Source organism: Bradyrhizobium sp. 23AC (assembly GCF_054863025.1).
Window position 1 is genome coordinate 1 of record NZ_JAVAYN010000005.1, and the last position, 24,217, is coordinate 24,217.

Below are 24,217 nucleotides of genomic sequence, written 5' to 3' on the forward strand. Positions count from 1 at the left end.
ACGACGTCGAGCTCGGTCTCGAGCGACTTGGCTTCCTCGACGGTGATGACACCCTCGTTGCCGACCTTCTTCATGGCGTCGGAGAGGAACTTGCCGATCTCCTGGTCGCCGTTCGCCGAGATGGTGCCGACCTGGGCGATCTCGTCGTTCGAGGTGACCTTCTTGGAGTTCTTCTGGAGGTCCGCAACCACGGCTTCGACCGCGAGGTCGATACCGCGCTTCAGGTCCATCGGGTTCATGCCGGCGGCGACCGACTTGGCGCCTTCCTTCACGATCGCCTGGGCCAGCACGGTGGCGGTGGTGGTGCCGTCGCCGGCCGCGTCAGCGGACTTGGAGGCGACTTCGCGCACCATCTGCGCGCCCATGTTCTCGAACTTGTCCTCGAGCTCGATCTCCTTGGCGACGGTGACGCCGTCCTTGGTGATGCGGGGAGCGCCGAACGACTTGTCGAGCACGACGTTGCGGCCCTTCGGGCCAAGCGTGACCTTCACCGCGTTGGCGAGAACGTCGACGCCGCGCAGCATCTTGTCGCGCGCTTCAACCGAGAATTTGACTTCTTTGGCTGCCATCTGGAATTTTCCTTGGATAATGTTTGACTGGAGGGAAAGAGAGGCTCTTAGGCCGCCTTCTTCTTGGAAGCGGGGACGTCGAGAACGCCCATGATGTCGCTTTCCTTCATGATCAGCAGGTCTTGGCTGTCGATCTTGACTTCAGTGCCGGACCACTTGCCGAACAGCACGCGGTCGCCAACCTTCAGGTCGATCGGGATCAGCTTGCCGGCTTCGTCGCGGCCACCGGGGCCGACGGCGACGACTTCGCCCTGCGAGGGCTTTTCCTTGGCCGTGTCGGGAATGATGATGCCGCCAGCGGTCTTCTCTTCTGCGTCGATGCGCTTGACCACGACGCGGTCGTGAAGCGGACGGAATTTCATGCAGTCCTCCTAAGCATTTGCTCAGATTGATGTTTCAAGGGATGTTAGCAGTCGATGCCCGCGAGTGCTAGCACGAGCGAAGCTGAAATAGGACAGGAATTTTGCGGGAGCAAGGGCTTCTAGCAGAAAAATCAGCACCCGGAAGCGCGGACTGCCAGAATCTCTTTTCCATCGTTAACCGAGGCCGGGCCGTATTAGCACGGTGCCGCCTCTGCTGCTAACGCATTGAATTTCAACAGCTTGTTAAACTTTTGGGCTTGAGATGGGTTGTCAGTTTGCGTCACATTTCTCTCATGTGAGCGCATCAGTACCGGGTGGCTCGTAAGGCGCACACCGATCAGGCCGCCCCTTGAATGCGCTCCTGCAAAGGAGGTTGGCATGGGCGTGCGGAGTGGGGGCGTTTCCGAGGACTTTCGGAAACAGCTTTTAGGTTACGGGCTGACGACGGCACAAATCCTCTACCGGATGCCGGATCATCCCTCGCTGCTCCAGACCTACGTCTGGCAGAACTACGACATGTTTCCGAAATTCCCGGCGCTGAAGGATTTCCTGGCGTTCTGGCAGGAAAAGCTCGACGGTCCCCTCCATTCGGTCACCGTCGCGCACTCCAAGCTGATCAAGCCGGCCGAGCTGCGCGCCGTGGATGGCGTGTTCCGGCTGCATTGAGGGAACATCGGTCTCGTAGGGTGGGCAAAGGCGCTTAAGCGCCGTGCCCACCATCTTTCCATGATCGCGCGCGGAAGGTGATATCTCCGTTGCAGCTCCTCGGACGAACGCAGTATTCCCGGGATCGCCTGAGGGGCGATCAGGCGCCGTCGCTGCAATAGCGTCTCCACATCGCGCGATAGGCCTCGTCGACCGCTCGCCCGTATGAGACGGGGTTGCTGGCGGCTGCGGCCCGGATCTTGTCGGGCAGCTCGCGGCGCAACCTGTCGAGCTCGCTGATCTCAGAACCTCGGCTCGTTGCGATTTCGATATACGCCTCATGGCTGTCCGTGACCCAGTCCGGCAAGCCAAGTGCGGTGAGGATGGAGCCGGCAGCACGGCTGGGCAGGCTGTTGCCGAGCTTCGCCACCACCGGCACGCCCATCTGCAAGGCTTCCCAAGTGCTGACGCCGCCATTTTGCGGGAACGGGTCGAGGCAGATATCGACCCGATTGAACGATGCCAGATGTTCGCTTCGCGAGGTGGCGCCGAGCAAGTCGACGCGTTCGGCCGGCAATCCGCAAGCCGCGAACCGCGCCAGCAAGTTCTCGCGGACCAGCTGGTCGTCCAGAGCAACATCCTTGACCAGCAGTCGCGAACCCGGCACCCGCTCGAGAATCCTGGACCAGACTTGCGCAGCCTCGTCCGAAATCTTGCTGACGCGGTTGAAGACGCCGAACGTGACGAACCCGTTCGAGATCGCCGGCGTTGGTGCCCGCGGAATCTCGGTCGGCAGCGACGCCAGCGTCACGAAGCATGGCAGGTCGACAACGGTCTCGGCAAAGAGATGCCGAACCTCGAAGGGAATCGCGACCGGGTCCGAGAACAGATAATCGATCGTCGGCAGCCCGGTGCCCGTGCCGTGGCCCCAGCCATGCACCTGGACGGGTGCCGGCTTGCGCGCAAACACGCCGAGGCGGTTTCCTCTGGTATGGCCGGACAGATCGATCAGGATGTCGATGCCGTCGGCGCGGATCTCGGCGGCGAGGCGATCTTCGGTCCATTGCGAGGCGTCGCGCCAGCGATCGGCGATCCCCTGAAATTCGCCGGTCGTCGCATCCACTTTCGACGAGCAGGCGTAGCACACGACCTCGAACTGTGCCCGGTCATGGTGTTGGAGCACCGGCTTGAAAATCAACGCGGCCGAATGCGCGTTGAAATCCGACGAGACATAGCCGAGCACCAGACGGCGGTCCGGATCGCGGTTGTTGTCATGCGGTCCCGCCGCTCCTGAAGCGATTTTCGCGCCGACACGCTCCCACCACACCTGGCGCGCCTGCTGATGCCGTTCGACGGTGGCGTCCCCCGCAAAATCGAGCGTGAATATCTTGTTGGAGATCGCGCTCTGCAGGTCAGGCTGGATGTCGAGGGCTCTGTCGAAACTGGCGAGGGCTTCGTCGACCCGGCCAAGTCCGGCGAGGCAAAGGCCCAGCACCAGGTGAGCTTGAATGGAATCGGGATCGATCGCGAGCGCCTGCTCGCAGTCGTGCGATGCCTGGGCAATCTGCTGGATCTGGAGCAGGACACTGGCCCGCGCGAGCCACCCATTCGCGTCATCGGGTGCCAGCGCAATTGCCTGATTGCCGTCTGCCAGCGCTTCGTCAAATCGCTGAAGTTCCCGTAAAGCCGTGGCACGGTTCGCCAGCGCCGCGGCATAGTCGGGCTTGATCGACAGCGCGCGGTTCAAGCTTGCGATGGCCTCGTCATAATTGCGTTGACGGCACAGCGCCCAACCCCGGCCGTTGTGGGCTTCAGCAAGGCTTGCGTTGAGTGCGATCGCCTTGTCGTAGCTGTGAAGCGCCTCCTCGTGAAGATCGAGGGCCACGCTCGCGTTGCCGAGATTGGAGAGGGTTGCGGCGTGGTTGGGCCGCAAGGCGAGGGCCTTTCGATAGCTCGCGCAGGCCTCGTCGTGACGCCGCAGCCCGTTGAGCGCGACGCCCAGCCTCATATGAGCATCGGCAGATTGCGGATCCACGGCGACCGCTCGGCTCAGCAGGATTTCGGCTTGCTGAAAGTTTTTGGCATCAGACTCCAAAGCGCCGAGCATGTGCAGCGCCATGAACTGGTTGGGCGCGAGCTGCAGGATTTGCCGATAGGCAGCCTGGGCCTCGGCGAGAAGCCCCATCTTGTGTAGCTGGAGCGCATGCCCGAGCAACGGCAGCACTTCGGCTTTTTGCCGTTTCTGAAGCCGGGCATTTTGAAATGCACGCTGACCTACGCTGTTGCCCATGGCTTCAATCCCCCAGAATCTCTCTTCGAGATTAATTCAGCGGGAGAACGAATACGAGACGACGGCCGCTCGCCACGACAGCTTGGGACAAGCTAGGACCGATCGGGTCATCGTGCTGCCAGCCTCGCGCTCGGCAATTGCCGCCTGATCCAGGACTGGATAATCTGTGCTCGGGTTGTACCCGTCCGGCGGGCGCGGCTCAGATCAGGGAGGCAGACAATGGCCAAGCAAAAGGCATCAAGACCCGCAACGAAGACCGCAGTGAAGAAGCGGAGCGGCGCCAAAGCGGCGGCGCGATCCTCGGCACGCAAGGCGGTGAAGGCGAAGGCCCGCACCGCCGCGCCGAAGAAGCCCGCGCGGCCCAGGCAGCGCATCGCGATCAGCCATCACCGCGAGGAAGACTTCAAGGCCGATGGCCTGCGCGCCTACGCGAAATACCGCGACCTCGGCATCGCCGACGCAAGCCACGGCCTCGCGCAAGCGCACGTGATCCGGCTGCAAGGTCCTTGCGATCCGGCTGAGGTGTCGAAACTGCATTTTCACGACGTTGACTTCCAGATGGTCTACGTGCTCAAGGGCTGGGTGAAGACCTATATGGACGGGCAAGGCGAGACCTTGATGAAGGAAGGCAGCGCCTGGACCCAGCCGCCGAAGATCAAGCACATGATCCTGGATTATTCGGACGACGTCGAACTGCTGGAGGTGATCCTGCCGGCGGAATTCAAGACGGTGGAGTTGAAGGCGTAGGTCGATCTCTCTCCTTCGTCATTGCTATGACGGTTCGTAGCCCGGATGGAGCGAAGCCTAATCCGGGGCCGTTGCCTGCGACGACGCAGACCTTCCCGGATTGCGCTGCGCGCCATCCGGGCTACAGGACCGTCGCTACTCCAGCCACCACCGCCGCCCAACAAATACCTCGTCAGCGTTTCCGTCACGATCGCTAAAAAGTACCCGATCTGCGAAACCGGGCACTTACCAGTCGGATGGGTTTCAGCCGCCCGCAGGGCGGGCGCTAACCAGTCGAAAATACCTTTACCGTCAACTCAAAGCTGTGAAAACGCGGGAGTGCTTTCATGGCGACCAACACTTTTGGCCGACGCGGCGTTGCGGCGCCGCCCTCAAGAGCGTCGTTTCAACCCGTCGCCGCGCCGACTATTCGGGAGATCGTGCGTGACCCCGCTCGGCCCTTGCCCAGTGAGGGGACGCTTTTTAGCGACAACAAGCTTCTGGCCGATATCCCTTTCCTCACCATTGGCCTGATTTTCGGTCTGCTCCTGATCTTCGCTCTGCAACGCAGTCTGGCCATCGACGTTGCGCGGGACGGTGACCTCGATGTCCGCTCGCTGATCGCTCAGGGCGCCTCCGGTTACGATCTCGTTGTCGGACGAGGAGAATGGTGGAGGATTGGCCTTGCCCCGCTGCTGCACGGCAGCGGGTGGCACCTGATCAGCAACTGCGTTGGGTTGTTCATCGTCGGCGTCAGGCTGGAGTCTCTGATCGGCCGTGGCTGGTTTGCGCTGATCTTCGTCGCCAGTGCAGTGGCGGGTGAGGTCGGCTCTCTGCTGGGCAATGGCCCCGGTACGGTGGGCGTCGGCGCGTCCGGCGCCATTACCGGGCTCATCGCCGCACTGTTCGTCGCGAGCTTCGATCCCGAAGCGGACGCCGATCAGACAATATCGAGACTGAAGACGTCGCTCTTCTTCGGCGTGCCCGCACTGCTGCCGCTGGCCTTCGGAGCCTCGGGCAATGTCAACTATTATGCCCACGCAGGTGGTGCGGTGGCCGGCGCCGCGCTTGCGATCACGCCGTGGCTCGCCTTCTGGTCCTATGACAGCTTGCCGCGGAGCGCCGGCATGACGTTGCTTGCAGCATCTCTCGGATCTCTGATCTGCGCCGGCTTCGCCGCCGTCCATTATTCGTCCTACATGGCCGATGCCGTGCATTATATCCGCGCGTCGGAAGTGCCGGCGAAGGCTGACGAGATGGTCAGCCGGTCGTTCGATCTCGTCACCCGTTACCCAAAAGATGCGCGGGCCCACGTGTTCCGTGCGGTCTTCTTCCTGGAACAAGCGAACCTCAGTGCCGCCGAGACGGAGGCGCGAACCGCCCTGTCGCTCGCCGCTTCAGATGTGGCGGGTGGGCCGGTGCGCTCCGGCGCGCAGGGCTTGATGGCGGTGTTACTGTGGGCGCAGGGACGAACCAGCGAGGCGAAGGCCATGGCGGTCGAGCCCTGCCGTGCCAAGCTGGCCGAGGTGCGCCGCATTTTGCAGAAATCGAAATTGTGCAGTTGACCGGGCTACGGCATTAAGCCAACACCCCCACGACCGCGCCCATCAAGCACGTCGTCAGCGTCCCCGATACGATCGACTTCAGCCCGAGCGCGTTGATCTCCTCGCGCCGCTCCGGCGCCATTACGCCCAAGCCGCCGATCATGATGCCGAGGCTGGCGAAGTTGGCGAAGCCGCACATTGCGTACAGCATGATCAGTCGCGAGCGCGGGTCGAGCGCATCGCCCGGCAGCTTCGAGAAGTCGACATAGGCGATCAATTCGTTGAGCACGGTCTTGGTGCCCATCAGGCTGCCGGCGGTGATCGCCTGGTCCCATGGCAATCCCATCAGCCAGCACACCGGCGCCATCACGAGACCGAGCAAGCGCTGTAACGAGATCGCGGCGCCGCCAACATTCGGCAGCAGGCCGAGCATGGCGTTGACGAGATAGACCAGCGCCACCAGCACAAGCAGCATGGCGACGATGTTGATCAGCAGCTCGATCCCCGCGCTGGTGCCTTTCACGATCGCATCCATCGTGCTGGAGACTTCCATCTCCGGATCTTCGAGCGTGCCGCCGGTACGCGTGTCGGAGGTTTCAGGCACCATGATCAGGCTGACGAGGATCGCGGCCGGCGCGCCCAGCACGGAGGCGATGACGAAGTGCGCGGCCGCGTCGGGAATGAGAGGAGCAAGGAGCGTCGCATAGAGCACCAGCACCGTGCCGGCGATGCCCGCCATACCGCCGGTCATCACCAGGAACAATTCGCTGCGGGTCATCTGCTTCAGATACGGCCGCACGAACAGCGGCGCCTCGACCATGCCGAGAAAGATATTGGCGGCGGTCGAGAGGCCCACCGCGCCGCCGACGCCCAGCGTCCGCTCCAGCAGCCAGGCCATGCCGCGCACGATCGGCGGCAGCACGCGCCAGTAGAATAGCAGCGTCGTCAGTACGCTCATCACCAGCACGATCGGCAGCGCCTGGAACGCCAGGATGAAATCGGCGCCAGGCACCTTGACGTCGAAGGGCAGGGTGCCGCCGCCGACATAGCCGAACACGAAGGCGGAGCCGGCGCGCGAGGCAGCCGAGATCGCACCGACCACTTCATTAATGGCGCCGAAGGCGTGCGCGACGACCGGCAGCTTCAGGAGCACGATCGCGGTGACGAAGGTGGCGACGAGGCCGATCGCCGCCTGCCGCAGCGACACGGCGCGCCGATTCTCCGCCAATGCGAAGGCGATCAACAGCAATGCGAAAATGCCGAGTGCCGATTGCAAGCGCAGCATGATGTCCCCAAACCCTCAATGATTATGGCCGTGCCGGCGCTGCAAAGGCAATGCCGGGAGCCGCCAGAAGCGCCCCACTGTTGACAAGCGGGGCCACCTCGGCCACGCGGGGGCCTTCGACAGTGAGGGGGAGAGCGGTCCGAGGGTGACCCAAAAGGCGATGCCAGAGCAGCCAAATTCCGGACATCCGCCGGTCAGCGCCCGCGCGCTTCTCGCCCATCGCGCGTTCCTGTTCTTCCTGCTCTCGCGCAGCCTGTCGCGATTTTCCAGCCAGATCGCGGCGGTCGCGATCGGCTGGCAAATCTACGATCTCACCGGCTCGGCCTTCGACCTCGGCATGGTCGGCCTCGTGCAGTTCCTGCCCACGGCGCTTCTGGTGTTCGTTGCCGGCCACGCCGCCGATCGTTATGAGCGTAAGCGCGTGGTCCAGCTCTGCCAGCTCGTTGAAGCTGCGACCGCACTCTATCTCGCAATCATCACCTATCTCGGCGCGGTCGGCGAGGTCCAGATCTTCATCGCGACCTTCGTGCTCGGCATTGCCGGCGCGTTCGAGAGCCCGACCACGGCGGCGCTGCTGCCGCTGATCGCGCCGCAGGGCTCGCTTCAGCGCGCCACCGCAGTCTCCAGCGGCGCGGCACAGGTCGCGACCATCACCGGCCCGGCGCTCGGCGGCTTCGCCTATGCGGTCGCCCCGCATCTCGCCTATGCCATGATGGTGCTGTTCTGGATCTTCGGCATGATCCTGACCGGCTTCATCCGGCCGCGTCCGCAGGCGATCGCGAAGGAGGGGATGGATTCGGACAACATCTTCGCCGGCGTTCGCTTCATTCGCAGCAATCCGGCCATCCTCGGCACCATCTCGCTCGACCTGTTCGCGGTGCTGTTCGGTGGCGTCACCGCACTGCTGCCGATCTATGCCCGCGACATCCTGCAGACCGGGCCGGTCGGGCTCGGCGTGCTCCGTGCCGCGCCGGCGGTCGGCGCGCTCCTGATGACCATGGTGCTGGCACGTCACGCCATCTCGAGGCACGTGGGCCTGCGCATGTTCCAGGCCGTGATCGTGTTCGGCCTCGCCACCATCGTGTTCGCGCTGTCGTCCTGGATGTGGCTGTCGGTGCTCGCGCTCGCCGTGCTCGGTGCCGCCGACACGATCAGCGTCGTGATCCGCTTCTCGCTGGTGCAGCTGTCCACGCCCGACGAGATGCGCGGCCGGGTCGGCGCGGTCAACTTCCTGTTCATCAACGCCTCGAACCAGCTCGGCCAGTTCGAAAGCGGTGTGGCCGCCGCGCTTCTCGGCGCCATGCCCGCCGCCGTGCTCGGCGGCGTCGCCACGGTTGCGGTGGCGCTGCTCTGGATGAAGCTGTTTCCGAGCCTGCGTCAGGTGGAGAGTTTGGAGTAGGGGAATGTCTCGTGTCCCGGACAAGCTGTAACGCGTGAGCGTTGCGGCGCAGAGCCGGGACCCAGAAGGCCAAGAACGAGATCGCGGAGGCATGGGCCCCGGCTCAGCAGCGCGTCATTGCATGCCGCGCTGTGTCCGGGGCACGAGAGCGGCGACTAGCCCCGTCCGACGAACGGCATCTTGGTCGCCATCACCGTCATGGTCAGCACGTTGGCATCGAGCGGCAGGCCGGCCATGTAGGCCACGGCATCGCCGACCGCTTTCGCATCCATGCGCGGCTCGTGCTTGGTGGTGCCGTCCGGCTGCAGCACGCCGGGGCCGTTGACCATGCGGTCGGTCATCGGGGTCGCGGCGTTGCCGATGTCGACCTGGCCGACGGCGATGTCGTACATGCGGCCATCGAGATTGCTGGCCTTGGTCAGGCCGGTGATGGCGTGCTTGGTCGAGGTGTAGGCCGCAGAGAACGGGCGCGGCGCATGCGCCGAGATCGAGCCGTTGTTGATGATGCGGCCGCCGCGCGGGGTCTGGTCCTTCATGATGCGGAAGGCGTGCTGGGTGCACAGGAACGGGCCGGTGAGGTTGGTGTTCACCACCGCCTGCCACTGCTCGAGGCCGAGGTCCTCGAAGTTCACCGCAGGAGCGCCCATGCCGGCATTATTGAAGAGCACGTCGAGCCGACCATAGGTCGCCTTCACCTTGTCGAACAGTGCGGCGATGGAATCCGGCTTGGTCATGTCGGCGGTGACGCACAGGCTTTTGCCGGCGGGACCGAGCTTTGCGGTCTCCTCGAGCATGTCGAGTCGGCGCCCGACCAGCACCACGGTGAAGCCGGTGTTCATCAATGCCAGCGACGCGGCGCGCCCGACACCGGTGCCGGCGCCGGTCACCACTGCGATCTTCTTTGCTTCGCTCATTGTTTCCTGCCTTTTCTCATGCTGTCAGGTTTTGGGCTCTTTTTCGTTCTTGTAGGGCGGCCGCGGAATGTTCTGGTGCGCCGCGCGCAGCGCCGCCGACCAGCGCGAACGCAGATCGTGGAAATAGGGCTCGCCCGCCTCGATGCGATGATTGAGATCGGCATCGCAGGCATCGGCGCGCACCACCAGCACGTCGATCGGCAGGCCGACGCCGAGGTTCGAACGCATGGTCGAATCCATCGAGATCAGGCCGGTCTTCAGCGCCTCGTAGAGCTCGACGTCGTAATGCATGGCGCGGTCGAGCACCGGCTTGCCGTATTTGTGCTCGCCGATCTGCAAGTACGGCGTATCGGTGGTGCACTCGATGAAATTGCCGGCGGTGTAGACCATGAACAGGCGCATGCGCGCCCCCTTTATCTGGCCGCCGAACAGGAACGAGACGTCGAACGAGACGTCCTCGGATCTCAGCGCCGGACCTTCGGTGGCGTGGACGGCGCGGATGGCCCGGCCGATCCGCTGGGCAGCCTGGAACATGGTCGGCGCGTTCATCAGCGTCTCGACCTCGCCCGTGTTGGGGTCCTCCAGGCCTTCGGTCAGCGTGGACAGCACCGACTGGCTGATGGCGAGGTTGCCGGCGCTGGCGATCGCCATGATGCGCTCGCCGGGCTTTGAGAAGATGTGCAGCTTGCGGAAGGTCGAGACGTTGTCGAGGCCGGCATTGGTGCGGGTGTCGGCGATCATCACCAGACCGTCCCGAACCAGGATTCCGCAACAATAGGTCATTTCCAGTCCCCGAACGCCGTTTGCGCGGAATTACTAGCCAATTTCGCCGGCCGGTCCAACCCCCGATTCCCATGGGAAGGTCGTCATTCCGGGGAGCGGCAGCTAGCTGTCGCTCAATCCGCCGCATCGACGAGAAACGCCTCGTCGACGGGTACGCCGAGCGCCGTGACCAGCCGGTTGGTCTCCGCGGCCATGCCGACGATGGCGAGCATCTCGGCATATTCGGCCTCGGTCATGCCCTTGGCCCGCGCGGCGGCGGTGTGGGAATGGATGCAGTAGCTGCAGCCATGCGCGATCGAAACTGCGACATAGAGCATTTCCTTGACCTTGGGATCGAGCGCGCCGGGAGCCATCACCTCCTTGATGCTCTCCCACGTCCTGCGCAGCGTCTTCGGATCATGCGCCAGGGCGCGCCAGAAATTGTTGACGAAGTCCGACTTCCGCACCTTGCGGATATCGTCGAAGACGGCGCGCGCTTCGGTGGAGAGTTCATCGTCCGAAAGCAGTTTTACAGTGGCCATTGGTACCTCGCGGGGGGGCAGCTTCGATCCCCGCGAGTGTAGCACGACCCATGCGTTCGGACGGCTGCGCCTAGCTCTGCCGTTGGGATTGCGATTGCGACGGCCCGCCGCGGCCGGCCTGCTCGACCTTCACGGCTACGGCCAGCGTCTCGGCGCCGCCGCCGTAGCGGGTGCCGCGCACCGGGGCTGCGCCGAGATAGTCGAGCCCGATCGCGACGCGGACATGGGCGTCGGTGGCGCAGATGCTGTTTGCGGGATCGAATCCGACCCAGCCGAGATCGGGAACGTAGGCTTCCGCCCAGGCATGGCCGGCGTCCTGATGCACCGTGCCGTCCGCGCGCAGGAAGTGGCCGGAGACGAAGCGCGCCGGCACGCCGCCGGAGCGGGCGCAGGCGATGAAGATGTGCGCGTAGTCCTGGCAGACCCCGCGCTTGAGCGTGAACGCCTCCGCCGCCGAGGTTCCGCTGTTGGTCGGGTCCTCGTCGAACGTCATGTGATCGCCGATCTCGGTCATCAGCGTATGCAGGAAGCCGAGCGTGTCGCTCTCGGCCTCGCTGCGCAACTGGCGCGCAACCGCCGCCATCGCCGGATTGACGGAGGTGAGGTCGGTGGCGCGCAAGAACATGCCGGCCGGAAAGCGCTCGTCGGCGCCGCGCAGCACGCCGCCGGTGTCGTGGGTCTCGATCAGGCCTTCCGCGGTGATCTTGATGTCGCCGACGGGCCCGCAGGACAGCACATGGGTGACATTGCCGAAGGCGTCCTCGTGGGTGTCGAGCTTGGTGTCGGTGGAGACGTCGATCTGCCATTCCGCCACATACTGCCCGTCATGGCTGCCGGGCGTCATGCGCAGGATCTGGATCACGCTGGTGGCCGCCGGCTCGTAGCGATAGGTCGTAGTGTGCAGGATTCGCAGGCGCATGACTTACCGTTGTTTTGCGTCGTCATTCCGGGGCGATGCGCCAGCATCGAGCCCGGAATCTCGAGATTCCGGGTCTGGTCCTTCGGACCATCCCGGAATGACGGCGTTCATCAGATCAAATACTGCTTCGTGATGATTTCGCCCAGCCTGGAATTATCCGTGATGAATTCCTGAATGAATTCATGCACGCCATGCTGGAAGATGTCGTTCATATTGCTGTGTTCGAGCCGGTTGCGGATGCCGCGGGCGTGGCGCTGGGCCGGGCCCTGGCGGCCATAGGCGACGCCGATCTGGTCGAGGTTGCGCACGAGATTGCCGTAGCAGCTGGCCAGCGAGCGCGGCAGCGTGTCGTTGAGGATGAGCAGATCCGCGATCAGCCACGGCTTCAGCGTCTCGCGATAGACCCAGTGATAGGCCGTCAGCGCCGAGACCGAGCGCAGGATCGAGCTCCACTGATAGAAATCGAGCGGGCCGCCGACATGCTCCTCCTCGGGCAGCAGCACGTGATACTTCACGTCGAGAATGCGCGCGGTGTTGTCGGCGCGCTCCAGATGCACGCCCATCCGCGAAAACCAGTAGGCGTCGTTGCGCAGCATGGTCCGGTACGCCGAACCGTCGAAGCGCAGCGAGGTCTCCTGCACGAAGCGCAGGAATTTTGCGAGGTCCTCGCGCGTCGAGGTGCCCTTGCTCCAGACCGCCTGAAGCTCGATCCAGGCCGAGTTGATCGTGTCCCACATCTCGCTGGTCAGCGCGGTGCGGACCGAGCGCGAGTTCAGCCGCGCCGCCTCGATGCAGTTCCTGATCGAGGATGGGTTGTCCACGGAGAACGAGAGGTAGTCGACGACGTTGTGCTCGTTGGCTTCCTCGTAGGTCTGATAGAAGCTGGCGGCGACGCCGGCGGTGAGCAGCGCCGAGTCCCATTCATTGGTCTTGCCGACATAGGCGGCGGGAAGCGCGGTGACGCGCAGCGTCGCATCGATGGTGCGCGCGAGATACTCGGCCCGTTCGACGTAGCGGGCGAGCCAGTAGAGGTTTTCGGCGGTACGCGACAGCATCTGACTACTCGTCCAGGATCCAGGTGTCTTTGGTGCCGCCGCCCTGGCTCGAATTCACCACCAGGGAGCCTTCCTTCAGCGCGACGCGTGTCAGGCCGCCCGGCACGATGGTGGTGCTCTTGCTGCCGGTGAGCACGAAGGGGCGCAAATCGACGTGGCGCGGGGCGAGGCCTGACGCCGTGCAGGTCGGGCAGGTCGAGAGCGCCAGCGTCGGCTGCGCGATAAAACCTTCGGGCTCGCGCTTGAGCTTCTCGCGGAACGCTTCGATCGTTGCCTTCGTCGCGGCGGGCCCGATCAGCATGCCGTAGCCGCCGGAGCCGTGCACCTCCTTGACGACGAGCTCGCTCAAATGATCCAGCACATAGGCGAGGTCCTTCGGCTCGCGGCAGCGCCAGGTCGGCACGTTCTTCAGGATCGGCTCCTCGCCGAGATAGAATTTCACGATGTCCGGCATGTACGAGTAGATCGCCTTGTCGTCGGCAATCCCTGTGCCGACGGCGTTGGCTAGCGTGATGTTGCCGGCCGCATAGGCCGACATCAGTCCGGGCACGCCGAGCGCGGAATCGGGACGGAAGGTGAGGGGATCGAGGAAGTCGTCGTCGACGCGGCGATAGATCACGTCGACCCGTTTCACGCCCTCGGTCGTCCGCATGAACACTTCGTTGTTCTTGACGATGAGATCGCGCCCCTCGACCAGCTCGATGCCGAGCTTGTCGGCGAGGAAGGAGTGCTCGTAATAGGCCGAGTTATAGACGCCGGGGGTGAGCAGGGCGACGGTCGGCTCGCCCGAGGCGCTCAGCGGCGCGACGGAGCGGAGCGCCGAGAGCAGCTCGTCCGGATAGCGCTCGACCGGCGCCACCTTGTGGCGGGCGAACAGATCCGGAAACAACCGCATCATGATCTCGCGGTTTTCCAGCATGTAGGACACGCCGGACGGCGTGCGCGCATTGTCCTCGAGCACGATGAAGTCGTTGGCATCGACCCGGACGATGTCGATGCCGGCGATGTGCACGTAGACGTCGTGCGGCACCTGCTGGCCGTTCATCTCGGGCCGGAACACCGGGTTCTGGAAGATCAGATCGTCGGGCACGATCTCGGCGCGCAGGATGTCGCGGCCGTGATAGATGTCGCGCAGAAACATGTTGAGCGCGCGCACGCGCTGCTTCAGGCCCTTCTCCAGCAGTGCCCATTCCTTGCCCGACATGATCCGGGGGATCACGTCGAAGGGGATCAGGCGCTCGGTGGACTCGGCCTCGCCATAGACCGCGAAGGTGATGCCGATGCGGCGGAACAGCAGCTCGGCCTCCTGGCGGCGATATTCAAGCGCCTCGGGAGGCGTCTCCTTGAGCCAGCGCGCCAGCTCCTGATAGGCGGGGCGAAGGTCCCCGCCGGGAATATTCATTTCATCAAACGCGACTGCCATAGATGCCGATTGTTCTCCGCAAGGCGTTGCGCCAATGGACAGGTCGCCAGGCCCTGGTGAAGCCGCAACGTCCTGACCATGCGGCAAGAGTGCATGACTTTCATGTGGTAGCAAGGGCCGGGCCAGCGCGATAAGCATGGACTGGCAGCATTTGTCGGGGATGGCCGGCGGCTTGCCTGAAAAAATGGCTGAGGACTGCTTATTTCGAGAGCAAAACCGCGTGACTTCAACGCGTTACCTCGGCAAAGTCGGCGCCACAGGTGAGGGACTTAAGTTATGAGCGAGATCGTCACGGCGGGCATTCTGGTCATTGGGGACGAAATCCTGTCCGGCCGGACCAAGGACAAGAATATCGGCTTCATCGCCGAATACCTGACCAATATCGGCATCGACCTGAAGGAGGTCCGGGTCGTCTCCGATGATGAGCCCGACATCATCGCTGCCTTGGATGCACTGCGGCATCGCTACACCTACGTCTTCACCACCGGCGGCATCGGGCCGACCCATGACGACATCACCGCCGACAGCGTCGCCAAGGCGTTCGGCGTCGGCATCGACCACCATCCGGAGGTGGTCGCCCGTTTCAAGGAGCGCTGGAGCGAGCAGGACCTCAACGAGGCTCGTCTGCGCATGGCCCGGATCCCCGAGGGGGCCGAGCTGATCCAGAGCGCAACCATCCTCGCCCCCGGCTTCAAGATCGGCAATGTCATCGTGATGGCCGGCGTGCCCTCGATCATGCAGGCGATGATGGACATCGTCTCGCCCAAGCTGAAATCGGGCGTGCGCATGCTCTCCGAATCGGTCCGCGCCAATGCGCGGGAAGGCGACATCGGCAGCCCGTTGCGCGCGATTGCCGCCGCCCATCCCGACACCATCATCGGCAGCTACCCCTTCATGGACGAGGAGCAGAAGCCGAACACGAACCTCGTGGTGCGCTCGCGCGATGCCGACAAGCTCGCGGCAGCCATGGGCGCGGTGAAGGAAATGCTGGCAGGATTGAACATCGCTCGTTAGCAGGGAATTTGCCGGCAGGCGAAGCAGGAGACGACAATGGCTGGTGAAGCACCGGAACTGAGTGCGCAGGAGCGGGCGGGCAGGGCCTTCCCGGTCTCATGGGACCAGTTCCACCGCGACTGCCGGGCGCTGACCTGGCGGCTCAACGAAGTTGGCCCGTTCCACGCCGTCATCGCGATCACGCGCGGCGGCCTGGTGCCGGCCGCGATCGTGGCGCGCGAGCTTGGCGTGCGCATCATCGATACGGTCTGCGTTGCCAGCTACGACCACGACAAGCAGGGGGACCTCCAGGTCCTTAAGGGCATTTCGGAACAGGCCATGAAGCTTGGGGGTGGCACTGGCAAGGGGCTGTTGATCGTCGACGATCTCGTCGACACCGGCAAGACCGGCAAGCTGGTGCGCGAGATGCTGCCCGACGCGCATTTCGCCACCGTCTATGCCAAGCCGAAGGGGCGCCCGCTTGTCGACACCTTCATCACGGAAGTCTCGCAGGATACCTGGATCTTCTTCCCCTGGGACACCGCGCTGTCCTATCACCCGCCGCTGCGCGACGGCGCGGCGTGATCAAAGGCGAATGGCGACTAGCAGCCCCTCCACTCGCCATTCGCCATTCGCCACTCGCCCTCTCCAAAACCGCGTCCTGCCCACCGGCGACATCATCGCTACCCCACACCGCGGCACATTCACCGGCAATCGCGGCATCATCCATGATCCCGCAACGAAGACGCTGCTGAACAAGCGCTGGTCGTCGCCGGCGTGGATTACATGCCTGTGTGAATTCCGCGGCTGGCGACGACCGGTGATGGCACGGCGGAGCTGGACCGAACTGTTCTTTCTCGACGAGGCCACCGCCTTTGCCGCCGGCCATCGTCCCTGCTTCTTCTGCCGCCGCGGCGATGCCAACAGCTTTCGCGCGGCATGGGAGAAGGGGAATGGCGTGAGCAAGGTGAGTGCGAAGGCGATGGATGCCCAGCTGCACCTCGAGCGTCTGGATCATGGTCGCAAGCGCCTGCACGCGCTGCCGGTGCCGCTGGCAGAATTGCCCGACGGCGCGATGGTTCAACGGGGCGAGGACAGCTTTCTGGTAGCGCAGGGAAGAGCGCTGCTTTGGTCGCCAGCGGGCTATGCCCGCGCCGAGCACGAGCTGGGGAGCCCGATGCTGCTGACGCCCCCGTCCACGCTGCGTGCGCTGAGCGCCGGATATCAACCGGCGCTGCATCCGACGGCTCTGGATTAGCAGAGCGGCCGGGGGATCACCGCCGTCACCCGAGCTTCTCGCGCGCCAGCGCCGCGCCGGCGCCGAGCGCCATCAGCTTGGCTTCGGCGATCTCGCGCCGCATCGGCGCCATGCCGCAATTGGTGGTGGCGATGATGTTGCTCTTCGGCACGAATTTCGACACCGCGTCGATCACCTTCACGACATCCTCTGCGGTCTCCACGGTGTCGCTGGCAACGTCGATCACGCCGGCCTGCACGATCTTGTTCTTCAGAAGCCCGAGCAAATCGAGCGGCACTTTCGAGTTGCGGCATTCGATCGCGACCTGCTGGATCGGACTGGCATCGATCGCCGGAAAGATCTGCTCATATTGCCGCCATTGGCTGCCTAACGTTTCCTTCCAGTCGGTGTTGGCCTTGATGCCATAGCCGTAGCAGATGTGCACGGCGGTGGCGCAGGTGAGGCCCTGCGCAGCGCGCTCCAGCGCCTTGATGCCCCAGTCGTTGACCTCGTCCATGTAGACGTTGAAGGCGGGCTCGTCGAACTGCACGAGATCGACGCCGTCGGCCTGCAGCGCCCGGGCCTCCTCGTTGAGCAGCTCGGCGAAGGCAAACGCCATCTTGACGCGGTCGCCATAGTAGCGATCGGCAATGGTGTCGATGATGGTCATCGGGCCGGGGAGGGTGAACTTCAGCTTCCTCTTCGTGTGCGTGCGCGCCGCGCGCGCCTCGAAGGCATGGACGCGGCCCTTGAGCCGCAGCGGGGCGACCACTTGCGGCACCATCGCCTTGTAGCGGTCCTTGCGGATGCCCATCTCGACCTTGTGCGCGAAATCGATGCCGTCGATCTTCTCCAGAAAACCGTGCACGAAATGCTGGCGGGCCTGCTCGCCCTCGGTGAGGATGTCTATTCCGGCGTCCTCCTGGATCTTCAGCCAGATCAATGTCGCGTCGCGCTTGGCGCGGAGCAACTCGTCGCCCTGCGACTTCCAGGGCGCCCAGAGCATATTGGGTTCGGCAAGCCATTCCGGCTTCGGCAAGGAGCCGGCGATCGTGGTTGGAAACAGCATGGCGGCCCTCCCGGCAGGTTATGTTGCGCCCCTTCCTGCCATGTCCTAACGTCGACGTACAGAACAACAAAAGTCGTTATTTTAGCTGGCGGCATCGACAGGGAAGGCCAAAGGATGCCGAGGGAAAGGTCATGATCGATCTCCATTACGCGCCGACGCCGAACGGCTGGAAAATCTCGATCATGCTGGAAGAGCTCGGACTTCCCTATACGGTGAAGCCCGTCAACATCCGCGCCGGGGAGCAGTTCAGTCCCGAGTTTCTGGCGATCTCCCCGAACAACCGCATCCCCGTGATCGTCGATCACGCACCCGCCGACGGCGGCGGGCCGTTCTCGGTGTTCGAGACCGGCGCAATTCTGGTTTATCTCGCGGAAAAGACCGGCCGCTTCCTGGCCGCCGACTTGCGCGGGCGTTCCGCCACAATTCAATGGGTGATGTGGCAGATGGCCGGCCTCGGGCCGATGCTCGGCCAGCACGGCCATTTTGCGCTCTATGCGGCGGAGAAGATCCCCTATGCGATCGAGCGCTACCGCGACGAGGCGGCCCGGCTCTACGGCGTGCTCGATCGGCAGCTGGAGAAGACCGGCGCCTATGTCGCCGGCGACTATTCCATTGCCGACATCGCCTGCTTCCCCTGGACCATGACCCACAAGGCGCAGGGCTTTACGCTCGACCACTATCCGAACGTCAAACGCTGGTATGCCGAGGTCCGCGCCAGGCCGCAGGTGCAGGCGGGGCTTGCGATCGGAAAATTCGTGAAAGAGCCGTTCGACGAGGAATCACGCAAGATCATGTTCGGCCAGCGTGCGAAGGAAGTGTTGGGAAGGAAGTAGGCCTGTCCCTCATGGTGAGGAGCGCCGTAGGCGCGTCTCGAACCATGAAGGCCCGACTGTCACCCGTGGCCATCCTTCGAGACGGCCGCTACGCGGCCTCCTCAGGATGAGGTCCGTCAAAAAGGAAACGTCATGATCGAATTCTTCTTCGACTGTTCCAGCCCCTGGACCTATCTCGCCTTCCACAACATCCAGCCGCTCGCCAGGGAATTCGGCGCCGAGATCGTCTGGCGGCCGATCCTGGTCGGGGGCATCTTCAACACGGTCAATCCGAGCGTCTATGCGCAGCGCGAGACGCCGGTGCCGCTGAAGGCGCGCTACATGAAGAAGGATCTTCAGGACTGGTCGCGGTCGGCGGGCCTTGCGATCAAGATGCCCCCGGCGGTGTTTCCGGTGAACAGCGTCAAGGCCATGCGCGGCTGCATCTGGCTTGGCAAGGACATGGTGCCGTTCGCGACCGCATTGTTCGAGGCCTATTGGGGTGGCGACAAGGACATCTCGCAGGACGCGGTGCTCGCGGAGATTTGCAAGCGGATCGGCATCGACGAGCCGAAATTCTTCGCCGGCATCGCCGAGCAAGCGATCAAGGATCAGCTCAAGGCGAATACTGAAGAGGTCGTCGCGCGCGGCGGCTTCGGCTCGCCGACGATTTTCGTCAACAAGACCGACATGTATTTCGGCAATGACCGCCTGCCGCTGATCCGCGAGGCGCTGTTGCGCAGCAAGGCGAGCGCGGCCTGATGGTGCGCGCCGTCGTCTGCCACTCGCTCGGCGAGCCCGAAACCTTGCGGTTGGAAGAGTTTCCGTCGCGCGCTCTGAAGCCAGGCGAGGTGCGGGTCGCGATCCGCGCGGCCGGGCTGAATTTTCCTGATGTGCTCATGGCCGCCGGTCAATATCAGCTCAAGCCGGAACTGCCGTTCACGCCCGGCATGGAAGCGGCCGGTGATGTGACCGAAGTGGGTGCTGAGGCGAGAGGCGTTGCCGTTGGCAACAAGGTCATCGTAAAGATGCGGCACGGCGCATTCACCGACGAAGCCGTCGTGACGCCGTCACAGCTCACCCCGATGCCGTCGACGTTCGATTACGCCGAGGCTGCGACCTATCTCGCCGGCCACGGCACGGCCTATCATGCGCTGATCGATCGCGGCCGGATCGAGCCGGGAGAGGTGCTGCTGGTGCATGGCGCCGGTGGTGGCACGGGATTGGCCGCCGTCGAGATCGGCAAGATGCTGGGCGCGACCGTGATTGCGACGGCGTCCAGCGACGAGAAGCTTGCCATTGCGAAATCGCGCGGCGCCGATCATCTCGTCCGCTACGACCGCGAGCCGTTTCGCGATGCCGTCAAGCGCATCACCGATGGTCGTGGCGCGGACGTCGTGTTCGATCCCGTCGGTGGCCAGGTTTTCGAAGACTCGATGCGCTGCATCGCCTGGGGCGCGCGGCTCCTCGTGATCGGCTTCACCGGCGGCATAGGCTCGGCCAAGACCAACCTGCTGCTGATCAAGGGCGCCAGCGTGCTCGGTGTGCGCGCGGGGGAGGCCGTGCGGAAAAATCCGGTGCTCGGCCAGGTGCGCCTGAAGGCTCTGCTGCAATGGGCGGAAGAGGGCAAGCTGCGCCCCAACGTCTCACACCGCCTGCCGCTGGAAGATTATGCGAAGGCCATGCGGCTCTTGATCGACCGCAAGGCAATCGGGCGCGTGGCGCTGATGATGGAGTGACGGTGCCGTAGGGCCGTAGGGTGGGCAAAGGCGCTCTTGCGCCGTGCCCACCATCTCTCTCGATTGCAAAAAGTGCGTGGGCACGCTTCCGCCGTCGCTCTTCGAGCTATGGCGGACAAGTCGCTTTGCCCACCCTACGAGAGGGTCACTTATACTCCCGTTCCGTCCACCACGGGAAATAGTCCGGCATGTCGCTGGACACCTTGTTCTTGAACTGCGCGGGGCGCTTTTCCAGGAACGACACCACGCCTTCCTTCACGTCGTCGGAGCGGCCGCGGGCGTAGATGCCGCGGCTGTCGACCTTGTGGGCCTCCATCGGATCGTCGGCGCCCATCATGCGCCACATCATCTGGCGGATCAGCGCGACCGATACCGGTGCGGTCTTCGCCGCGAATTCCTTCGCGAGCGCGCGGGCGGTCGGCAGGAGATCATCAGGGGCGACGACCTTGCTGACGAGGCGGCCGGCGAGGGCCTCCTGCGCCGGGAAGACGCGGCCCGAATAGCACCATTCCAGTGCCTGCGAGATGCCAACGATGCGCGGCAGGAACCAGCTCGAGGCCGCCTCCGGCACGATGCCGCGCTGGGAGAACACGAAGCCGAAGCGCGCGGCGTCCGAGGCAATGCGGATGTCCATCGCGAGCTGCATGGTGACGCCGATGCCGACCGCGGGGCCGTTCACTGCGGCGATGACGGGCTTCAGGCACTTGAAGATGCGCAAGGTCACCTGGCCGCCGCCGTCGCGCACCTGGGAATCGCTGTAGTCGACCTTGCCGTCGGCGAAGCGCTTCACCGGCCCGCGTCGCGCATCGCGGTCGAACGTGTCGGCGCCGGACGACAGATCGGCGCCCGCGCAAAAACCACGGCCGGCGCCTGTCACGATGATGGCGCGGACATTGTCGTCCTTGTCGGCGGCGTCGAACGCGTCGATCAGCTCTGCCTGCATCTGCGCGTTGAAGGCGTTGAGCTTGTCGGGCCGGTTCAGGGTGATGGTGAGGATCTGCTCGGCGACCTCGTATTTGATCGTCTCATACGCCATGAGTGGTTTCCTTCCTTTGTTCCTTCGCTGCGCAGATGGCACAGGGCTTGAGTTTTCTTTACCCTCCCCTGGAGGGGGAGGGTCGATCGCGCGTAGCGCGAGCGGGGTGGGGTGATCTCTCCTCTCGGGCACTGCTGGACGCGGAGAGACCGTCACCCCACCCCGTCCCACATTTCGCTGCGCTCAACGTGGGCCGACCCTCCCCCTCCAGGGGAGGGTAAGCAAGAGGCTCCGCATGCTGCCTGTCCAAAGTCTTCCGGGCTTGCGCTTAAAGGGCGCGCTTCCCGGAATGACGAGAACGTCTTACTTCGCCGGCGGCTTCGGCCAGGGCTTCTGCGCCCCCCGCAGGCCCTCAAAGGCCTTGGCCATGCCGAGCACGCCGATATCGTCGAAGCGGCGGCCGACGATCTGCACGCCGATGGGAAAACCCTTGGCGTCGAAGCCGCCGTTGATCGAGATGGCAGGGTTCTCCGACATATTCCACGGCACGGTATAGGCGATGTGCTCGAACGGTTTCATGGGGTCGTTGGTCGGCGAGGCCCAGTCCGCCGGGTAGTTCACGTTCGGTGCAGTCGGCGAGATCACGTAATCAAGCTCGCAGAACAGCTTTGAAGCCGCGGCCCGGATCGCCATGGTCTGGTTGAAGCCGCGGATGACATCGACGCCCGAGAGCTCGGCGCCGGACTCGCCCCATTTGAAGATATAAGGCAGCACCTTGGCCTGTTCGGTCGGGGTCAGCTTGGCCAGATCATCCCACATTCGCGCGCGCCAAAAGTTGTCGAGACCATCGAGCATCTCGCGGGTGAGGATGCCGTCGATTTCGGTCACGACGCTGCCTGCGGATTCGAACGCTTTCGCCGCCTTCACTGCGACCTCGCGCACCGGTTTCTCCAGCGCCAGGCCGCAGCCGGGATCGAGCATCAACCCGATGCGGAGTTTGCGCGGAGACTTCTCTGCTCCCTTCCAGTTCAGCGGCTCGGCGGGCAGGCTCATGCCGTCGCGCCGGTCGGGTTTTGCGATCACGCTCATCATCAGCGCGCAATCGTCGACCGTGCGGGTCATGGGGCCGGCGACGCGCCCGAAATAGGTGGGGTCGATCGGCACGCGGCCGAAGCTCGGCTTCAGCCCGACGAGGCCGCACCAGCCCGCGGGCAGGCGAACCGAGCCGCCGATATCGGTGCCAAGATGCAGCGGACCATAACCGGCCGCGGCAGCCGCGCCTGCGCCCGCGCTGGAGCCGCCGGGATTCTTGGAGAGGTCCCAGGGGTTACGCGCGAGTGCGTGGAAACTGGAGAGTCCGGACGACAGCATGCCGTAATCGGGCATGGTGGTCTTGGCGAAGATGACCGCGCCGGCCTCGCGCAGGCGCGCGGCGGGCGGGGCATCCTTCTCGGCCGGCACGAGCTTGACGCTGGCAGCGCCCAGCGGCACCGGCACGCCCTTGGTCGCGATGTTGTCCTTCACCGTAACAGGCACGCCGTCGAGCGCACCGGACGGCTCGCCGCCGGTCCAGCGCGCGGTCGAGGCCTTTGCGGTCTCGCGCGCGCCGTCGGGATCGAACGCATAGAGCGCCTTCAGATGCGGCTCCCACGCAGCGACATGCGTGAGCAAATCCTCCAGCACCTCGCTCGGCGAGAACTGCTTGGCGCGATAGCCCGCGATCAGATCGACCGCGGACAGATCGTGCAGCGAAGTGACCGCTTCCTCAGGGCTCTTCTTATGCATTGCTAACCTACCGGCATACGGGTCTCGATGATCCGGGCGAACATGCTGGCGCCGATCGGCAGGATCTTGTCGTCGAGCACGAAGCCGGGATTGTGCACGGGCACGTTGCCGTCATGGCCGACCCAGAAATAGGCGCCGGGAATGGTCTCCAGCATGTCGGCGAAATCCTCGCTGCCCATCTTGGGCTGGGCGCGGGTGATCACGTTGGCGGGGTCGACGATGGTGCGCGCGACGTCTTCGACCACCTTGGACTGCTCGACCTGGTTGACCAGCACGCCGAAGGTGTCGCGGATATCGACGTCGATCACGCACTGGTAGGCGCTTGCGATGCCGGCGCAGATCGTGCGGATGCGTTCGCTGACCAGGGTGCGAACTTCTTTCGAGAAGGTGCGGATGGTGCCGCAAAGATGCGCGTCGCCTGGAATGACGTTGTAGGCGGAGCCCGCGTGGATCTGGGTGATCGACACCACCGCGGCCTGCAGCGGTTCGACATTGCGGCTGACAATGGTCTGGATCGCCTGCGCCAGCGTGGTCGCGATGATCACCGCGTCCTTGGAGCGCTCGGGCATCGCGCCATGCGCGCCATAGCCGGTGATGCGCAGGTCGAAGAAGTCGGCGCTGGCCATCGCCGGGCCCGGCAGGATCGCGATCTCGCCGTGGTTGAGGTCGGGCGCGTTGTGCAGGCCGTACAGCTCGTCGCAGGGGAATTTTTCGAACAGGCCGTCCTTGATCATCGCGCGGGCGCCGCCGAGGCCTTCCTCGGCCGGCTGGAAGATCAGGTGCACGGTGCCGTCGAAGTTCTTGGTCTCGGCGAGATAGCGCGCGGTGCCGAGCAGCATGGTGGTGTGGCCGTCATGGCCGCAGCCGTGGAAGCGGCCGGGGATTTTCGAGCTCCACTTCAGATTGGTGTTCTCTTCCATCGGCAGCGCGTCCATGTCGGCGCGGAGGCCAATGCGCTTGTTGCCCGAACCCTTGCCCTTGATCACGCCGATCACGCCGGTGCCGCCGAGACCGCGATGCACCTCGATGCCCCAGCTCTTCAGCTTGTCGGCGACGATGCCGGAGGTGCGCACTTCCTCGAATCCGATCTCGGGATGGGCGTGCAGGTCGCGGCGGATGGCGGTGAGCTCGTCGGCGTAACCGTCGATGCGGTCGATCGTGGGCATGGGTT

At 64.3% G+C, this 24,217-nt stretch carries 24 protein-coding genes; 10 read left to right on the plus strand and 14 right to left on the minus strand.

The features are described from left to right. Together RAD10_RS13625 and RAD10_RS13630 are read right to left on the minus strand one after the other, a co-directional pair. Positions 1–569 (minus strand): TCP-1/cpn60 chaperonin family protein (locus RAD10_RS13625; RefSeq protein WP_461617904.1); only part of this gene is annotated, 569 nt, incomplete at its 3' end. Positions 570–616: 47 nt separating this feature from the next. Next, positions 617–931: a co-chaperone GroES gene (locus tag RAD10_RS13630; protein ID WP_018322058.1), complete on the minus strand. Its 315-nt coding sequence runs from the start codon at positions 929–931 to the stop codon at positions 617–619. A 378-nt stretch (positions 932–1,309) separates the two neighbouring features. Here RAD10_RS13630 and RAD10_RS13635 point away from each other — a divergent pair, with 378 nt between their 5' ends. Continuing rightward, positions 1,310–1,597 carry an usg protein gene (locus tag RAD10_RS13635; RefSeq protein ID WP_028141201.1) on the plus strand — a complete coding sequence of 96 codons (288 nt, stop codon included), beginning with the start codon at positions 1,310–1,312 and terminating at the stop codon, positions 1,595–1,597. A 139-nt stretch (positions 1,598–1,736) separates the two neighbouring features. Here RAD10_RS13635 and RAD10_RS13640 read toward each other — a convergent pair whose 3' ends face one another. Beyond that, positions 1,737–3,866 (minus strand): O-linked N-acetylglucosamine transferase, SPINDLY family protein, encoded by a 2,130-nt coding sequence (locus RAD10_RS13640; RefSeq protein WP_461617905.1) that lies wholly within the window; start codon positions 3,864–3,866, stop codon positions 1,737–1,739. A gap of 219 nt (positions 3,867–4,085) precedes the next feature. On the opposite strand from RAD10_RS13640, the gene RAD10_RS13645 reads away from it, so the two are divergent. Next, positions 4,086–4,613, plus strand: a complete 528-nt coding sequence (locus RAD10_RS13645) for a cupin domain-containing protein (protein WP_018322061.1) — start codon at positions 4,086–4,088, stop codon at positions 4,611–4,613. 326 nt (positions 4,614–4,939) lie between these two features. Beyond that, complete coding sequence (locus tag RAD10_RS13650; protein WP_461617906.1) at positions 4,940–6,157, plus strand: rhomboid family intramembrane serine protease; 1,218 nt, start codon at positions 4,940–4,942, stop codon at positions 6,155–6,157. Between the two features lie 13 nt (positions 6,158–6,170). Here RAD10_RS13650 and RAD10_RS13655 read toward each other — a convergent pair whose 3' ends face one another. Beyond that, positions 6,171–7,421, minus strand: coding sequence for a NupC/NupG family nucleoside CNT transporter (locus RAD10_RS13655; protein ID WP_461617907.1), 1,251 nt, complete (start codon positions 7,419–7,421; stop codon positions 6,171–6,173). 160 nt (positions 7,422–7,581) lie between these two features. Between RAD10_RS13655 and RAD10_RS13660 the strand changes: the two genes are divergently transcribed. Continuing rightward, entirely contained in the window at positions 7,582–8,820 is a 1,239-nt protein-coding gene (locus tag RAD10_RS13660) for an MFS transporter (protein ID WP_461617908.1), read from the plus strand. Between the two features lie 155 nt (positions 8,821–8,975). Here the strand turns inward: RAD10_RS13660 and RAD10_RS13665 are convergent, their stop codons facing one another. The 6 genes from RAD10_RS13665 to RAD10_RS13690 form a co-directional block, all read right to left on the minus strand. Further along, a complete protein-coding gene (locus RAD10_RS13665) occupies positions 8,976–9,734 on the minus strand; it encodes an SDR family oxidoreductase (RefSeq protein ID WP_028141195.1) in 759 nt (252 codons plus the stop codon). A 24-nt stretch (positions 9,735–9,758) separates the two neighbouring features. Next, a complete protein-coding gene (locus RAD10_RS13670) occupies positions 9,759–10,517 on the minus strand; it encodes a peptidase (protein WP_461617909.1) in 759 nt (252 codons plus the stop codon). A 113-nt stretch (positions 10,518–10,630) separates the two neighbouring features. Next, entirely contained in the window at positions 10,631–11,038 is a 408-nt protein-coding gene (locus RAD10_RS13675; RefSeq protein WP_028141193.1) for a carboxymuconolactone decarboxylase family protein, read from the minus strand. A gap of 70 nt (positions 11,039–11,108) precedes the next feature. Then, positions 11,109–11,957 carry a transglutaminase family protein gene (locus RAD10_RS13680; RefSeq protein ID WP_461617910.1) on the minus strand — a complete coding sequence of 283 codons (849 nt, stop codon included), beginning with the start codon at positions 11,955–11,957 and terminating at the stop codon, positions 11,109–11,111. A gap of 110 nt (positions 11,958–12,067) precedes the next feature. After that, complete coding sequence (locus RAD10_RS13685) at positions 12,068–13,012, minus strand: alpha-E domain-containing protein (protein WP_018322069.1); 945 nt, start codon at positions 13,010–13,012, stop codon at positions 12,068–12,070. A 4-nt stretch (positions 13,013–13,016) separates the two neighbouring features. Next, entirely contained in the window at positions 13,017–14,435 is a 1,419-nt protein-coding gene (locus RAD10_RS13690; RefSeq protein ID WP_038949939.1) for a circularly permuted type 2 ATP-grasp protein, read from the minus strand. Positions 14,436–14,711: 276 nt separating this feature from the next. On the opposite strand from RAD10_RS13690, the gene RAD10_RS13695 reads away from it, so the two are divergent. Genes RAD10_RS13695 through RAD10_RS13705 form a run of 3 tightly spaced genes read left to right on the plus strand, consistent with a single transcriptional unit; the run spans position 14,712 to position 16,686 of the window. Beyond that, a complete protein-coding gene (locus tag RAD10_RS13695; RefSeq protein ID WP_461617911.1) occupies positions 14,712–15,449 on the plus strand; it encodes a competence/damage-inducible protein A in 738 nt (245 codons plus the stop codon). A gap of 36 nt (positions 15,450–15,485) precedes the next feature. Then, on the plus strand, positions 15,486–16,013 hold the full coding sequence (gene gpt, locus RAD10_RS13700; RefSeq protein ID WP_028141188.1) for a xanthine phosphoribosyltransferase: 528 nt from the start codon (positions 15,486–15,488) through the stop codon (positions 16,011–16,013). 10 nt (positions 16,014–16,023) lie between these two features. After that, positions 16,024–16,686 (plus strand): hypothetical protein, encoded by a 663-nt coding sequence (locus tag RAD10_RS13705; protein ID WP_461617912.1) that lies wholly within the window; start codon positions 16,024–16,026, stop codon positions 16,684–16,686. A 25-nt stretch (positions 16,687–16,711) separates the two neighbouring features. Here RAD10_RS13705 and RAD10_RS13710 read toward each other — a convergent pair whose 3' ends face one another. Continuing rightward, positions 16,712–17,734, minus strand: a complete 1,023-nt coding sequence (locus RAD10_RS13710; RefSeq protein WP_461617913.1) for a methionine synthase — start codon at positions 17,732–17,734, stop codon at positions 16,712–16,714. Between the two features lie 131 nt (positions 17,735–17,865). Here RAD10_RS13710 and RAD10_RS13715 point away from each other — a divergent pair, with 131 nt between their 5' ends. From RAD10_RS13715 to RAD10_RS13725, 3 genes are all read left to right on the plus strand, one after another. Continuing rightward, the gene (locus tag RAD10_RS13715) at positions 17,866–18,567 is read left to right on the plus strand and encodes a glutathione S-transferase N-terminal domain-containing protein (protein ID WP_461617914.1); all 702 of its coding nucleotides are present in this window, start codon (positions 17,866–17,868) and stop codon (positions 18,565–18,567) included. 132 nt (positions 18,568–18,699) lie between these two features. Then, entirely contained in the window at positions 18,700–19,308 is a 609-nt protein-coding gene (locus tag RAD10_RS13720) for a DsbA family protein (RefSeq protein ID WP_461617915.1), read from the plus strand. Then, positions 19,308–20,285 carry an NADPH:quinone oxidoreductase family protein gene (locus tag RAD10_RS13725; RefSeq protein ID WP_461617916.1) on the plus strand — a complete coding sequence of 326 codons (978 nt, stop codon included), beginning with the start codon at positions 19,308–19,310 and terminating at the stop codon, positions 20,283–20,285. Before RAD10_RS13720 ends, RAD10_RS13725 begins: the two co-directional genes overlap by 1 nt. Before the next feature lie 145 nt (positions 20,286–20,430). Here the strand turns inward: RAD10_RS13725 and RAD10_RS13730 are convergent, their stop codons facing one another. From RAD10_RS13730 to RAD10_RS13740, 3 genes are all read right to left on the minus strand, one after another. Continuing rightward, positions 20,431–21,321, minus strand: a complete 891-nt coding sequence (locus RAD10_RS13730; RefSeq protein ID WP_461617917.1) for a crotonase/enoyl-CoA hydratase family protein — start codon at positions 21,319–21,321, stop codon at positions 20,431–20,433. Between the two features lie 303 nt (positions 21,322–21,624). Beyond that, a complete protein-coding gene (locus tag RAD10_RS13735) occupies positions 21,625–23,046 on the minus strand; it encodes an amidase (RefSeq protein WP_461617918.1) in 1,422 nt (473 codons plus the stop codon). Positions 23,047–23,048: 2 nt separating this feature from the next. Beyond that, positions 23,049–24,212 (minus strand): M20 aminoacylase family protein, encoded by a 1,164-nt coding sequence (locus tag RAD10_RS13740; RefSeq protein WP_038949932.1) that lies wholly within the window; start codon positions 24,210–24,212, stop codon positions 23,049–23,051. Positions 24,213–24,217: the final 5 nt, after the last annotated feature.

Excerpts from the sequence above, each read along its gene's own strand:
- RAD10_RS13635 (WP_028141201.1), top strand. The coding sequence starts at position 1,310 with ATGGGCGTGCGGAGTGGGGGCGTTTCCGAGGACTTTCGGAAACAGCTT.
- RAD10_RS13735 (WP_461617918.1), bottom strand. The coding sequence starts at position 23,046 with ATGCATAAGAAGAGCCCTGAGGAAGCGGTCACTTCGCTGCACGATCTG.
- RAD10_RS13705 (WP_461617912.1), top strand. The coding sequence starts at position 16,024 with ATGGCGACTAGCAGCCCCTCCACTCGCCATTCGCCATTCGCCACTCGC.
- RAD10_RS13660 (WP_461617908.1), top strand. The coding sequence starts at position 7,582 with ATGCCAGAGCAGCCAAATTCCGGACATCCGCCGGTCAGCGCCCGCGCG.
- RAD10_RS13680 (WP_461617910.1), bottom strand. The coding sequence starts at position 11,957 with ATGCGCCTGCGAATCCTGCACACTACGACCTATCGCTACGAGCCGGCG.
- RAD10_RS13650 (WP_461617906.1), top strand. The coding sequence starts at position 4,940 with ATGGCGACCAACACTTTTGGCCGACGCGGCGTTGCGGCGCCGCCCTCA.
- RAD10_RS13630 (WP_018322058.1), bottom strand. The coding sequence starts at position 931 with ATGAAATTCCGTCCGCTTCACGACCGCGTCGTGGTCAAGCGCATCGAC.
- RAD10_RS13685 (WP_018322069.1), bottom strand. The coding sequence starts at position 13,012 with ATGCTGTCGCGTACCGCCGAAAACCTCTACTGGCTCGCCCGCTACGTC.
- RAD10_RS13645 (WP_018322061.1), top strand. The coding sequence starts at position 4,086 with ATGGCCAAGCAAAAGGCATCAAGACCCGCAACGAAGACCGCAGTGAAG.
- RAD10_RS13665 (WP_028141195.1), bottom strand. The coding sequence starts at position 9,734 with ATGAGCGAAGCAAAGAAGATCGCAGTGGTGACCGGCGCCGGCACCGGT.
- RAD10_RS13740 (WP_038949932.1), bottom strand. The coding sequence starts at position 24,212 with ATGCCCACGATCGACCGCATCGACGGTTACGCCGACGAGCTCACCGCC.
- RAD10_RS13670 (WP_461617909.1), bottom strand. The coding sequence starts at position 10,517 with ATGACCTATTGTTGCGGAATCCTGGTTCGGGACGGTCTGGTGATGATC.
- RAD10_RS13715 (WP_461617914.1), top strand. The coding sequence starts at position 17,866 with ATGATCGATCTCCATTACGCGCCGACGCCGAACGGCTGGAAAATCTCG.
- RAD10_RS13710 (WP_461617913.1), bottom strand. The coding sequence starts at position 17,734 with ATGCTGTTTCCAACCACGATCGCCGGCTCCTTGCCGAAGCCGGAATGG.
- RAD10_RS13720 (WP_461617915.1), top strand. The coding sequence starts at position 18,700 with ATGATCGAATTCTTCTTCGACTGTTCCAGCCCCTGGACCTATCTCGCC.
- RAD10_RS13675 (WP_028141193.1), bottom strand. The coding sequence starts at position 11,038 with ATGGCCACTGTAAAACTGCTTTCGGACGATGAACTCTCCACCGAAGCG.
- gpt (WP_028141188.1), top strand. The coding sequence starts at position 15,486 with ATGGCTGGTGAAGCACCGGAACTGAGTGCGCAGGAGCGGGCGGGCAGG.
- RAD10_RS13690 (WP_038949939.1), bottom strand. The coding sequence starts at position 14,435 with ATGGCAGTCGCGTTTGATGAAATGAATATTCCCGGCGGGGACCTTCGC.
- RAD10_RS13730 (WP_461617917.1), bottom strand. The coding sequence starts at position 21,321 with ATGGCGTATGAGACGATCAAATACGAGGTCGCCGAGCAGATCCTCACC.
- RAD10_RS13655 (WP_461617907.1), bottom strand. The coding sequence starts at position 7,421 with ATGCTGCGCTTGCAATCGGCACTCGGCATTTTCGCATTGCTGTTGATC.
- RAD10_RS13640 (WP_461617905.1), bottom strand. The coding sequence starts at position 3,866 with ATGGGCAACAGCGTAGGTCAGCGTGCATTTCAAAATGCCCGGCTTCAG.
- RAD10_RS13695 (WP_461617911.1), top strand. The coding sequence starts at position 14,712 with ATGAGCGAGATCGTCACGGCGGGCATTCTGGTCATTGGGGACGAAATC.
- RAD10_RS13725 (WP_461617916.1), top strand. The coding sequence starts at position 19,308 with ATGGTGCGCGCCGTCGTCTGCCACTCGCTCGGCGAGCCCGAAACCTTG.